The 12,270-nt window shown below is 61.1% G+C and carries 12 protein-coding genes and 1 pseudogene; 4 read left to right on the forward strand and 9 right to left on the reverse strand.

Annotation, left to right across the window (positions count from 1 at the left end; genetic code table 11):
* Nucleotides 1-27: 27 nt before the first annotated feature.
* A complete protein-coding gene (locus B0G74_RS25020) occupies nucleotides 28-2,271 on the reverse strand; it encodes a polysaccharide biosynthesis tyrosine autokinase (protein ID WP_132377537.1) in 2,244 nt (747 codons plus the stop codon).
* Between the two features lie 499 nt (nucleotides 2,272-2,770).
* Entirely contained in the window at nucleotides 2,771-3,652 is an 882-nt protein-coding gene (locus tag B0G74_RS25025) for a pirin family protein (RefSeq protein WP_132379352.1), read from the reverse strand.
* Between the two features lie 102 nt (nucleotides 3,653-3,754).
* Here B0G74_RS25025 and B0G74_RS25030 point away from each other — a divergent pair, with 102 nt between their 5' ends.
* Complete coding sequence (locus B0G74_RS25030; protein WP_132377538.1) at nucleotides 3,755-4,639, forward strand: LysR family transcriptional regulator; 885 nt, start codon at nucleotides 3,755-3,757, stop codon at nucleotides 4,637-4,639.
* Nucleotides 4,640-4,697: 58 nt separating this feature from the next.
* Here B0G74_RS25030 and B0G74_RS25035 read toward each other — a convergent pair whose 3' ends face one another.
* The 5 genes and pseudogenes from B0G74_RS25035 to B0G74_RS25060 all read right to left on the reverse strand — a co-directional run.
* Nucleotides 4,698-5,396, reverse strand: coding sequence for a pirin family protein (locus B0G74_RS25035; protein ID WP_132377539.1), 699 nt, complete (start codon nucleotides 5,394-5,396; stop codon nucleotides 4,698-4,700).
* A gap of 261 nt (nucleotides 5,397-5,657) precedes the next feature.
* Nucleotides 5,658-6,257, reverse strand: a complete 600-nt coding sequence (wrbA, locus tag B0G74_RS25040) for an NAD(P)H:quinone oxidoreductase (protein ID WP_132377540.1) — start codon at nucleotides 6,255-6,257, stop codon at nucleotides 5,658-5,660.
* A 136-nt stretch (nucleotides 6,258-6,393) separates the two neighbouring features.
* The gene (locus tag B0G74_RS25045; protein ID WP_132379354.1) at nucleotides 6,394-6,816 is read right to left on the reverse strand and encodes a DoxX family protein; all 423 of its coding nucleotides are present in this window, start codon (nucleotides 6,814-6,816) and stop codon (nucleotides 6,394-6,396) included.
* Between the two features lie 596 nt (nucleotides 6,817-7,412).
* Nucleotides 7,413-7,874: an MFS transporter gene (locus B0G74_RS25055; RefSeq protein WP_279388617.1), complete on the reverse strand. Its 462-nt coding sequence runs from the start codon at nucleotides 7,872-7,874 to the stop codon at nucleotides 7,413-7,415.
* Between the two features lie 102 nt (nucleotides 7,875-7,976).
* Nucleotides 7,977-8,516, reverse strand: a pseudogene (locus B0G74_RS25060) (aldo/keto reductase); the annotation flags it as partial.
* A 158-nt stretch (nucleotides 8,517-8,674) separates the two neighbouring features.
* Between B0G74_RS25060 and B0G74_RS25065 the strand changes: the two are divergent.
* Together B0G74_RS25065 and B0G74_RS25070 are read left to right on the forward strand one after the other, a co-directional pair.
* Nucleotides 8,675-9,589 (forward strand): LysR substrate-binding domain-containing protein, encoded by a 915-nt coding sequence (locus B0G74_RS25065; protein WP_132377542.1) that lies wholly within the window; start codon nucleotides 8,675-8,677, stop codon nucleotides 9,587-9,589.
* Nucleotides 9,590-9,840: 251 nt separating this feature from the next.
* Nucleotides 9,841-10,677: an aldo/keto reductase gene (locus B0G74_RS25070; protein ID WP_132377543.1), complete on the forward strand. Its 837-nt coding sequence runs from the start codon at nucleotides 9,841-9,843 to the stop codon at nucleotides 10,675-10,677.
* A gap of 242 nt (nucleotides 10,678-10,919) precedes the next feature.
* Here the strand turns inward: B0G74_RS25070 and B0G74_RS25075 are convergent, their stop codons facing one another.
* Nucleotides 10,920-11,534: a class I SAM-dependent methyltransferase gene (locus B0G74_RS25075; protein WP_132377544.1), complete on the reverse strand. Its 615-nt coding sequence runs from the start codon at nucleotides 11,532-11,534 to the stop codon at nucleotides 10,920-10,922.
* A 3-nt stretch (nucleotides 11,535-11,537) separates the two neighbouring features.
* Nucleotides 11,538-11,669, reverse strand: a complete 132-nt coding sequence (locus tag B0G74_RS47500; protein ID WP_279388618.1) for a hypothetical protein — start codon at nucleotides 11,667-11,669, stop codon at nucleotides 11,538-11,540.
* A 319-nt stretch (nucleotides 11,670-11,988) separates the two neighbouring features.
* On the opposite strand from B0G74_RS47500, the gene B0G74_RS47675 reads away from it, so the two are divergent.
* Complete coding sequence (locus tag B0G74_RS47675) at nucleotides 11,989-12,267, forward strand: DUF1488 family protein (RefSeq protein ID WP_132379356.1); 279 nt, start codon at nucleotides 11,989-11,991, stop codon at nucleotides 12,265-12,267.
* The last annotated feature ends 3 nt before the right edge of the window (nucleotides 12,268-12,270 follow it).

Consider the following 12,270-nt stretch of genomic DNA (forward strand, 5'->3'; position numbering starts at 1 on the left):
CCTGAACCTTTGCACGGGCTACGCGCGCTATTTCATTGCCGAATCGGAGTAATAGGCGTCGTATGCGTAGCCGCCATATCTGCGCGACTGGGCGTAATTGCCGCGACTGACCTTGAATCCATTCAGCAGAATGCCTTCCACTTTCGAACCGGTTTGCGCCAGGCGCTTGACCGATTCCGAGATCTCGCCGGCGCGCGTATCGGCGAAACGCGCGACCATGAATATCGAGTCGGCGACGGGCGCCATGGTCACCGTATCCGACACGGCAAGAATGGCGGGCGCGTCGAGCAGCACAATGTCGTAGCGCTCCGAAGCGGCACGAATGGTTGCCCTGAAATTGCTGCTCAACAACAGTTCGGCCGGGTCGTGCGGATACTCGCCGCACTGCAGGACATCGAGATTCGGCAGCACTTCCTTGTGCACGGTGTCTTCGAGCGAGCCAGTGCCGGCGATCACGTCGGCAAGCCCCGCGGCGCGCGGCAAGCCGAAGTACTGGTTCAGATGGCCGCGACGCAGGTCACCGTCCACCAGCAGCACGCGCTTGCCGCCCGCGGCGAGCAACGTGCCGAGATTGGCTGACAGGAACGACTTGCCGATACCCGGCAACGGCCCCGCGAGCATCACCACGTTGTTGCGGTCGCCGTTCATCGCGTATTGCAGCGACGCGCGCATCGTGCGCAGCGCTTCTACAGCCGGGTCCATCGGGTATTGGAAAGCCAGAGCCAGCTTCTCTTCGCCCGTCGTGGACATTTTCCGCGTCAGCTGGAACTGCTGGTCGCTGACCGGGATCGTCGCGTACACGCTCAGGCCGGTGCGGGACTCCAGCTCTTCCGGATCGGCCACGCCCTTGAACAGGAAATCACGCAGGAAGGCAAGCCCGATACCGATGAACAGCCCCAGCACTGCCGCGATCAGCAGCACGAGCGCTTTCGCGGGCTTGACCGGCCGCTCGGGAACGTCCGCCGTATCCAGCAACTGCACGGAAGCGGACTGACCGGCCTTGACCAGCCGCAGGGTGTCGATGTTGCTACGCAACGCCGCGTACATGTCGGAGCTCATGCGCATGTCCCGCATCAGGCGCAGCGCGCCTTGCTCCGCCGTCGGCATGGCCTTGACGCGGCTCGCGAGACTCTCGACGTACTTGTTGGTGCTGGCGATCTGCTGGTCTATCGCCACCACGCTCGGGTGCTCGGCCGTCAAGTGAGCGGTCAGGTCCTGGCGCTGACGCTTGAGGTCGTAGAGGCGCGAGTCCGCTTCAGTGGCCTGTCGCAGGATCAGCCGGCTTTCCTCGTCCGCATCCAGAAGTCCGTGACTGTTGCGATAGGTGTTATAGGCTTCTTCCGCCTGCTCCATCTGGCGCTTCGCCCCCGGCAGCTGCTGCTCGAGGTAGTTCAGCGACTTCTCGGCGTTGGCACCCTTCTGGTTCACGTTCTGGCGCACATACACCGCGCCGATATCGTTGAGGATGTTGGTCACGAGAACCGGGTCGCGGCCTTCCAGCAGGACGCCCAGCACATTCGACTTGTTGCCTTGCTCGTCGATCTGGAGGCCCTTTTGCAGCTGTTCGAGGGCCTCCTGACGCGAGTGGCGCGTGAGATTGAACACGGCCCCGCTCTCGCCGTCGATCTTGCTCACGAGCAGATTGATCGGCCCGTGGCTGCTTTCGAATTGCTCATCCACGCCGACGCGTCCGGTGACCGGCTGTTCCAGTCCCGGTCCGCGCAACTGGTACTGGCCGCCGGACAATGCGGTGACGGTGTACGCGTTGCCTTCCTGTTTCCTCGGCACTTCAAACGTCGCCACGCTGATCGATTCGTCACCCCAGACGAAGCCGCCCCAGCCGAAGAGTCCGGGCGTCATCCGTGTGTCGGTGTGACGCGCGATCAGGCCGCCGAGCACCGGCAGGCGCTTCGGCTCGGCTTCGATATAGAGCTTGAGGTAATCCACCGTCTGCATGGCGATGGCTTTCGACCTCAGGATCTGCATTTCGCCTTCGGCCGAGGACTTCTCCTGGAACAACGACGACGCATTGCGCACCAGATCTTTCGAATCCGGCAGCGCGGTCGGCGCATTGTCCTCGACCCTGATCGAGATACTTGCTCGATAGATCGGCGTCGCGCAGAACGCGTACAAGGCGCCCATCAAAATGAAGGCCGCTGTTATCGCGGCGATCATTACGCGGTGATTAATCAACGTATCGATGATCGATCCAGGATCGAATTCATCATTACGTTCGGATAATCCCTCTAACGCTAGATTTTTGTGTTTCATGGGCACGTCTCGTCACGTAGTTTTATTTGACCGCTTTTGCAAGCGGATTCGAACGAGGGAAATGCGCGATTTAGCAGTAATGGTCCTTTTCCCTGACGCCACAATACGCACCGTGCTGCGCCAAGTATGCGCGGTAGTGCACACAATCTTCCCGGTGCTGATTCGCTATAAGCGGCCTGGCAAATTTTTGAGGAAGCGGGAATCGGATTTTTTAGAATAAGGGAAAACCACAAAATGTCCGACCAGACAGATTCGAGTTTTCACGGTGCTCTGCTGCCGCGCGCAGGCAGAGTCTCCCGTCGTTTTCAGGGAGTTCAGGAACGCAGGTTTGCAGCCGGGCGGCAGCGAATTTTTGGATTGCCTGATGGACGCGTCAGGCAATGCATCCGAACATCGCCTGACAGACAACGGCTGTAAGAAGGCTTGTGAGCTTGCCGCGTTCCAGCCGCGGCTTGCCCTTTCCAGAAGACGATGACGCGTTCGCGGACGAGCTACCGCATCAAGTATTTCGCGCTGTTGTGACGCGACGCTGTGCGGCCAGCTCGCGACCGACGCGGCGTATCTCGGCCTCGCCCCGCGCAAGCGCGTCTGCATTCGTATGCACCGAGTAGTAACCGAGCACCAGTGGATACGGATGCTTGATAGCGGAGCCGATGACGAACGACGTCGCCTCCTCGGCGTGTAGCTCAATGGGCGCGCCGTCGGATTCCTCGAACACGGCGAGTTGCCCTGCCTCGATCGGCTCGGACGCGTTCAGGCGGCCCTCGTCAATCGCCAGCCACGCGACGTTGTGCCCGGCAGGCGGCGCATATCGCCAGGTCTTTCCCGCGCTCAGTTGAACATGGAAGTAGTTGATGCCTTCAGGCGCGCGAATGTCGCTCGCCGCGGACCCGTGGCGGCCGAGGATGACGCGGACCGGCCCATCCCGCTGCACCTTTGCCGGCGAGATGTACTGGCTTTCCGGCGGCGAGTTCTCCATCGAAGGCGGTAGCGCGACCCAGAGTTGAAAGAGGCGTACGGTTTCCCCCGGCAATACATTGCCGTCGTGCCAGACACCATTGCCGGCCTTCATCCATTCGAGGCCGCCGGCCGAAAGCTCGCCATTCTTGCCGGTCGTGTCCGCATAGGAGATGCCGCCACTCAGCACGGTGGTGAGCGTGGCGATGCCCGAGTGCGGGTGGAAGCCGAACATCGGTTTACCGGTGGGCACGACCACGGCGTGATCGAGGAACACGAAAGGCTTGATCAATTCTCCGATATCGCCGGGACTGGCCAGGCGAGTAATGCCGCCGTGCGCGCTGCCGCCGGTGCGAAAAGCAATCCGGCGCGGCGCAAGCGCTGTTTCCTGAACCGGGGTGAGTACGGCTGTGTCGATGTTCATGGCTCTGCCTCGAGAAAAAAACGATACACGTAAGGTAAGAGCTTGCACTCCATCTTAAAAGCCTATATTTTTAGATTTCACCTATCGTCTGGAGCGATGGACATGCTTGATGGCCTCACACTGGACCAGCTTCGGACCTTCATCGCGGCAGTCGACGAAGGCAGCTTCTCAGCGGCCGGACGCAAGCTTCGGCGCGCGCAGTCGGTGGTCAGCCAAACCCTCTCGAATCTCGAGGCCCAGCTCGGGGTGAAACTGTTCGACCGCACGGCCCGTTACCCGCAGCTCACCGACGCCGGCAAGAGCCTGCTGCTTGACGCGCGTTCCGTGGCTGACACGATCGATGGATTCAAGGCGCGAGCGCGCGCGATGCGAGACGGTCTGGAGCCCGAACTCTCGGTGGCGATGGACGTGATGTACCCGATGGACAGCTTGACGAGCGCGGCAGCTCAATCCCAGAAGGATTATCCGCACACGCCGCTGCGGCTCTATGTCGAGGCGCTGGGTGGTGTGATGAAGCTGGTACTCGACCGGATTTGCAACATCGGCGTGATCGGCACTCTGCCGATCGTGACGGACGAACTCCAGGTCGAACTGTTGCGCGAGCTCGAGCTGGTTACCGTCGTGAGCCCTGCTCATCCGCTTGCGAAGCGCCGCGGCCTCGTTTCGGCGGCCGCCATCAAAAAGCACGTGCAACTTGTGCTCAGCGACCGAACCGCACTGTCCCAAGGAAGCGAATTCGGGGTCCTGTCGCCCTCGACGTGGAGGCTCGGAGATCTGGGGGCCAAGCATGCCTTCCTGAAGGCGGGACTGGGCTGGGGCCACATGCCGCTGCACATGGTCAAGGAGGATCTCGAAAGTGGCAGCCTGGTGACGATTCGCATTGAAGGCCTGCCGCGCGAAGTCGTGATGCCGATGAAGGTTGTCTACCGCAAGGACGCGCCGCCGGGGCCGGCTGCCCGCGCCTTCATCGCACAACTGGGAAAGTGAGCTAATACCGCGATCTCGTCTGAACGGGGTCCGCGTAGAGGGAGAACAAAAAAAGCGATCAGCCCGCGTCCACCATCACCAGTTCGGAATCTTCGAGGGCGGAGATCTGCACCGCGGCGACCTTCGTGATCGCCACGCCGTCTAGCGGCCCAACGGGCTCGCCATTCACTTCGATGCGGCCCGAGGCCACGACGAGATAAGCGCGACATGACGGACCCAACTCGTGTCGAACGCTTTCGCCTGCCCTTAGCATTGCGCCAAGCACACGCGCATCTGCGCGAATAGGAAGCGCGCCTTCATCGCGGGCGAACCCGCTGGCGAGAGCGACGAAACGCCCTGACCGGTCGCTTTTGGGAAACGGCCGGGTATCCCATGCCGGTTCACCACCGGCCTCGCGAGGCAGCAGCCAGATCTGGTAAAGCTTGAGCGGCACGTCGCCCTTGTTGAACTCGGCGTGGCGTATGCCCGTGCCGGCGCTCATGACCTGGACATCGCCTGCGTGGATCGCTCCCTCGGAACCCAAGGTATCTCGATGCCCGAGCAGGCCCTGGCGCACATAGGTGATGATCTCCATGTCACGGTGTCCGTGCAGGGGGAAACCGGTGCCGACCGCGATCTCGTCGTCGTTCCAGACAATCAGTGGACCCAGGGCGGCGTGCGCGGGATTGCCGTCGGCGCTGACCACGAAGTGATGTTTCGCGCGCAGCCAGCCGCGTTTCGCCCCGTCCAATGATTTCCAACGTCTGTGTGTGAGCATGTTCTCCTCTGTTTCGAGCCACCGCCAATGCGGCGCGCGTCACCTGTGCGAGCGGCCGAGTTGAGCGCCGCTGCAGATGATGAGCGTGGTGTTTCGGGTGAGTTCCGCCGTGGTTTCAGCGTGCGGTATGCAGGCCGGCGCCGGCTGGCAGCTTCTCACTGACAAGCATGCCGATGGCGATTCGATACGCGGACCGGCGGCCAGGCGGGAAAACGCCTGGCCGTCTCACGCAGGCGTAGGCGGTGCGAATTTGAGTGACGTTCAGCCAAACAGCTTGTTAGCCGTCCGGGCGATCAGTTCGCCCTGGTGGCGAGCACCGGCGAGCTCGATAGCGCTCGGCTGGCGCTGACCTTGTGCGCCTGCGATGGTCGTGGCGCCATACGGAGAGCCGCCGACAATTTCGTCCAGCGTCATCTGCCCCTGGTGGCTATACGGCAGGCCGACGATGGTCATGCCGAAGTGCAGAAGGTTGGTGATAATCGAAAACAGCGTCGCCTCCTGTCCGCCGTGCTGGCTGGCGGTCGACGTGAAGGCTCCGCCGACCTTGCCGTTCAATGCGCCGCTCATCCAAAGACCGCCGGCCTGATCCAGAAACGCCGCCATCTGCGACGAGATGCGCCCGAAGCGGGTCGGCGTGCCGACGACGATCGCGTCGTAGTTGGCGAGTTCGGCGACTGTCGCAACCGGCGCTTGCTGATCGAGCTTGAAGTGGGCGCCCTTCGCCACGTCCTCCGGCGCGGTCTCAGGCGCCCGCTTGACGTCGACCGTCGCGCCCGCCGCGCGCGCGCCTTCGGCGACGGCTTCCGCCAGCGCTTCGACATGGCCATACGAGGAATAATATAGAACCAGAACTTTCGACATTTCGACCTCCTTCCTATATCTGCGGTGATGCCACTGTGGGGAAAGATGTGCGCCGGACAACACGCACCGTGTTGCTGCAAGGGCCGATCCAGTTGAGACGATCCGGACGGTCGGTCGTCTCATCGGAGCCGTCTTCCTAGCTCGCGGTCAGAGGCGAAACGCCCGACGCTGTCCGCCCGGAGCGCGCATCGAGGCTGAACGCGCCGGCACCGAAGTAGGTGATCTGCAAAAGACCACCGGCCATCATCACGTTCTTGAGAAAGTGAATCATCTGGTTCTGATCGGCGAAGTTGTGGTGAAAAAACAATGCCGTGACCACGCAGAATACCGCCATTGCCAGTGATACGGCGCGAGCCCTGTAGCCCGACAGCAGCAACAAGCCGCCGCCCAGTTCGGTCAGCACGGCAACGACGAACGCGAGCGGCGGCACCGGCAAACCCATGGCGGCAATATAGCCAACCGTCGCAGCATACGCTCCGAGCTTGCCCAGCCCACTCATGACAAACGGCGCGCCGATCAAGATTCGGCCCAACAACGGAAGAAACTTAAAACGGTCCATGACAATCTCCTGAAAAGAAATGACGACTGGCATGAATGCTACGGCCGCAATGTTGATGCGCATATCTCCGTGGGAGCAAAGTATCGTTGCTTCTGGCAGAACGATAAGGTTCAGTCAGCGCATGCCAATGGACCGGATCGCTCGCCTGGACGATCGCCGGCGCTTCGCAGAGGTTGTGGGGCGTGGAAACTATTCGGCGGCCCTGGCGTGGGCCGGCCTAGACGTCGAAGCTCGAGCGTCGCGTTCGCGCCCGGCCTGCAATTCGGGAGGCGTCCAAACAAGCCGCCTGGAGCAGTTATGTTGCGAGATGAGCGCCGTCCACGGCTAGATCAGCGTCCGTCGCGAAGGAGGTGATGGCCGTCGCCCGTGACGATGCTCGCTTTCCGTTCAAGAGCCCGGCTCATGTTGCCTCTGGCGTCAATGCGTGAACAGCGGCGCGACGTCGATGTAGATACGGTAGTCGTCGATTTGCCGATCGCGCACCCGCCAAGTCGTCACGGGCAACCTTTGCGCGCCCGATGACGGGGTCGTTATTGGCATAGACAAACGTGCAGTTGTCCGTCAAGAAGCGCGCGAACCGACGCTCGTCCTTCGAATCAACCGCCCGTACACCTCCGATACATTTCGAATGCCGCTGTGGACGCCTCGGTGGACATGTCGAGTCTCCTCTTCGAATGGTGAATGTACGACGTCGCAGATAGCAAGCGCCGCGAGGCAGCCACTACCGGCGTCGAGAACGCGGACACGAGACAGGCAACGCCGAAGAGGAATACGGAGGCGATCATCAGAGACCGTCGTCCAACGCGGTCGGACAAAGGGCCGGACACGAGCGCGCCGACCGCGAGGCCGAACAGCGCGGCACTCAGGACCGGTGCGAGATCGGGCTTTGCCAGATGCCATTGCGTCAGTAACGACGGCGCGATGAAACCGATTGCCGCAGTGTCGAAGCCATCCAGCACGACAATCAGGAAGCACATGAGAAAAACGAGTCGTTGAAAACGGCCGAACGGGTGCTCGTTGATGAAGCCTTGGACGTCGACGACTGAAGCACGTTTCACGGTTTGTCTCCTGTGTCGACCGGAGTTGGCGCTTTAGCGCTTACTCCGGTCCCATGCAGCGCGAGTCGACCTGAGTTGGCGCTTTAGCAAAGTCTCACGTCATCCCGCTAGCGGGAAGAACGGCACATAGGCGATGCCCTGCTGCGCGAGCGCATCGACTAACGGGCCGTCGTGGCGTTGCATCACATTGAACATGTTTTGCATGCAAACGACCGGGGCAATTGACTGGGCTTCCTCGACCTGCGCGGCGGTCACATTGCTGAGACCCAGATGCCGTATCAAGCCTCGCTGCTGCAACTCGGCAAGGACCGTAAACTGCTCGGCAATCGATCCCTCGACCGGACGTCTGTCGTCCATCATGGTGCGCAGATTGACGACATCGAGGACATCGACATGCAGATTGCGCAGGTTGTCGTGCACGGCAGCGGTGAGTTGGTTCGTTACGTGGGGACCGTAGCAGTCGCTGGTATCGATATGGTTGACGCCCCTCTCCACTGCCTCGCGCAGGACGGCAATCGCCGTGTCTCGATCCTTCGGCGGCCCGAACACGCGCGGGCCGGCGAATTGCATGGCGCCGTACCCCATGCGGCTCACGTTGCGGTCACCGAGCATGAACGACCCGGGAGCGTTCGTCTTCGTCATGATGAAATTGCTGTGTTGCATTGGTTTTGCTTCTGCCTGCAGGCCGATGGTTTGACCCGTTAGGGATGCTATATCCACAACGATATTTCGCCTATGTCCTGAATTGCAAAGCAACATTGCGAGTGGTAGAACGTTAAAGGCCCCACTCAGAGCCCCCGATGAACCGAATCACTGACCTCAATGATCTTCGACTCTTCGCTGAAGTCGTCGAGCACGGAAGCTTCACGGCAGCGGCCCGCAGCCTCGGCGTACAGACGTCGAAACTCAGCCGGCGTGTTCGCGCACTGGAGGAGGAGCTTGGCGTTCGTCTGCTCAATCGCACCAGCAGGAGCCTGTCCCTGACGGAAACCGGGCGGCGGTTCCATCAGCATTGCCTCGCCCTGGTGGCGGAATCGAAGGCCGCCAAGGATTTTGTGGACCAGACGCGCTCAAAGCCGCAGGGCACCATACGGATAAGCTGCCCCGTGGTACTGCTGACCTCCGGCATCTCCACAATCATTGCGCAGTATGTCCAGGACAACCCGCAGGTGCAGGTCCTCGTCGATGCAACCAACCGTCGCGTGGATGTGGTCGAGGAAGGTCTGGACTTCGCCATCCGGGTCAGGCTTCCCCCTTTGGAAGACACCGATCTCGCAGTCAGGCAACTAGGCTTATCCGTGCAGATTCTGGTCGCCAGTCCGCAACTGGCGGCGCGCCATCCGGTGCCCACGTCCCTTGAGTCGCTCGAAGAATGGCCCACGCTCGCCATGTCCAGCAGCAGCGAGCGCTTCGCGTGGAACCTGGTGGACGCCGAGGGTCACACGACGTCATGGGCGCATCAGCCTCGTCTGGCGACGGACGACCTGGCGAGCTTGCGGATTGCGGCTTTGCGAGGCGTCGGCGTGGCCATGCTGCCCCGTGAACTGGTCGACGCCGATATTCACGCCGGCCGGTTGCAGCACTTACTGGCTGGCCTGGCTACGACGCCGGGCCTCGTTCACGCGATCTTCCCCACACGACGCGGCATGGTTCCGGCCGTCCGGCAACTACTGGACGCCCTGGTTTCGGGGTTCGAAGATCTGAACCGGAAGTGATAGTGCGAGCGTGACTATCCTAAGCTTCGCGAACGGGCGCACGTGGATAAATCCTGCTCAACATGTATCGCCTCCGACGATAGATCTCATCGAAACATATAGGCTTCTTCCTCGACACGCCAACGCTTACTCTTCCCTCCACTTGATCTGAGATCTTCTCTCACGATTTAACGCAGGATTCCTACGTGTGACCTTCAATACAAATTCTTCCCGCTCATCTTCCTTGACACTTAGTCCATAAGGAATAGTTCATGCAAAACGTTCGCGCCGGTAACGCGCTCATTCCGGCCATAGGCTTTGGCACCTACGGGATGAATGGCGACGACATCTATCGAATGATTCCCGCCGCCCTTCGTGCTGGCTTCCGTCATATCGACACCGCGCAGATCTACCGTAACGAGGCCGAGATCGGCGAGTGCGTCGCCGAATCCGGCATCCCAAGAAGCGAAATATTTTTGACGACCAAGGTCTGGGTCAGCAACTACTCCGCGAGACACTTCGATGCGTCCGTGAACGAGAGCCTGCGCAAACTCAAGACGGACTATATCGACCTGCTCCTGCTGCACTGGCCTGGCTCGGATGTGCCGTTGACCGAACAGATCGCGGAGCTCAATGCGGTCGTGCGCGCCGGCAAGGTTCGGCACATAGGCATGAGCAATTTCAACCGTGCATCGATGACGGAAGCTATCCGGCTTTCGGCGGCTCCGTTGGTCACGAATCAGTTCGAATACCACCCGTACCTGAACCAGTCCTTGCTCATCGGAAGCACGCGCCAGGCCGGGCTTGCCGTGACAGGATATTGCGGCATGGCGATTGGCCGCGTGTTCTCGGACCCGACGCTCATGGAGATCGCGGCCCGTCATGACAAAACCATCGCCCAGATCGTCTTACGGTGGCTTGTTCAACAGTCCGGCGTGGTAGCGCTGTCGAGAACCACGCGGGTCGATCGACTGGCACAAAACCTGGCGGTATTCGACTTCGAGTTGGATAGTGCGGACATGACAGCCATATACGCATTGGCGACGGCAAACAGCCGAATCGTAGATCCCCCCGGTCTTGCCCCGCTGTGGGATAGCACGGGCGCTTGACGACCTGGTCCCCGCCGCGAGACCGGAAGCACAACAGCGTGATCGATCATCATTTTGCGCTGTGCGAGCCGGCTTTACCGAGTGTTCCCAATGGTCGCTGCCATGATCCGTTCAAGAGGGTTTACCCGCTACGACGCGAGGCCTCTCTCGAACACGGCGGGTATTTTCTGGTAAGAGAATTTAAGGAATGAATGGCGAACCACGCATTGACACCGGTCAGCCGCTGGCAGCCACTCGCGTCGTCAGCGATACCGGCTGATCTCCAGGCCGGAGCCCACCGGCAACGATAGACTCGTCATGCCCGGCTTCGAGCGAACCGCGCGGATATAGCGCAACGCGTTCTCGCCGCCCGGCCGAACCATATTGTCGGCGACGATGATCGCCCCCGGATTGAGCTTCGGATAAAACGCGTCGAGACACGGCACGTAGAGATCTTTCCAAAGATCGATGAAGACGAAATCCGGCTTGATCGGCATATCCTCGATCAGCGTGACCGCATTGCCGACCTTGAAGTCGACGTAAGCGGCAAGGCCGGCGCGGGTCGTCATCTCGCGTGCATAGGCCGATTTGTCGTCGTGCAATTCCATGGTGGTCACACGGCCGCCCGCGACCCGCGCCGCTTGCGCGAGCCAGAGCGTCGCATAGCCATCCGACGTGCCGAGTTCGAGAATGTGCGGCGTGTGCAGGCTTGCCGCGAGGATGTTGATGAAACGCGCGGTCTCCACGCCCGCCGCGGGAACGTGGCGACCTTTCGTTTCCTTCTGCTTGCGTCGCGGGCGCGGCTTGCGTTCTTTCGTCCGCTCTTCATCTGCGCGCTCCTGATAGGCGTCGAGCACGGCCAGAAAGTCCGGGTCCATCCGTCAGCGGCAACCAATCGCGCAGCCGAGCAGACTGAACGCGCCAACAATCCCGACGCCCGCGCCGAGCCCGAACGTTTCGAGCGACGTGGCGCAGCCCTGCAGACCGCAGGCGCACGCCAGCGTGGCCACCATGAGAAGTTGCCGGGTGCAGTTGCGCGCCGGCCGGCTGTATCGGCTCCTGTGGATCATCGTTCCCCCTTCCGTGTTGATTGGCCTGAGCCAACGCGAAATCGCTAAAACGAGTGTAGCCAGCGCACTTCGCGCAAAACGGTCGAATACCGGGGGCAAAGACGGAGCCGCTTACAAAAGCTTGCGCAGACGTATTCAGCTTCTGTTCGGCGCAGCCCATGAAGTCACGGCCATTTCATCGCAAATGCCGGTTTTCCCACATACCGCCAGCTTACGACTTGTCATCCTGAAGGCTCAGGCGTGTGTATGGCGGGAGATGGCTATGTCGGTCTATGTCGATGAAGGGTTCAGGCCCTGTGTGACGGAATGCGCGACGGTCGCGTTCCGGGTGTGCTGTGATGATCGGGCGCAGATTTTCGAGGTCAGCGCCGAGGCACTCGTGGCCTATTGTGGCGCGGCGAGCAAGCGCAAGGAGGATCTACTCGTCGCATTCGAAGGTGCGCAACTGGAAATCCTTTCGGTCGCCGCGCAGAAGTGGGCCTTCAGACCGACGGAGCCGGTGCGTCTCGGCCTCGACGAATTCCGAATGGTCAGACATTAAACA

Origin of the sequence: Paraburkholderia sp. BL9I2N2 (assembly GCF_004339745.1) — a bacterium.
Classification (GTDB): Bacteria; Pseudomonadota; Gammaproteobacteria; order Burkholderiales; family Burkholderiaceae; genus Paraburkholderia.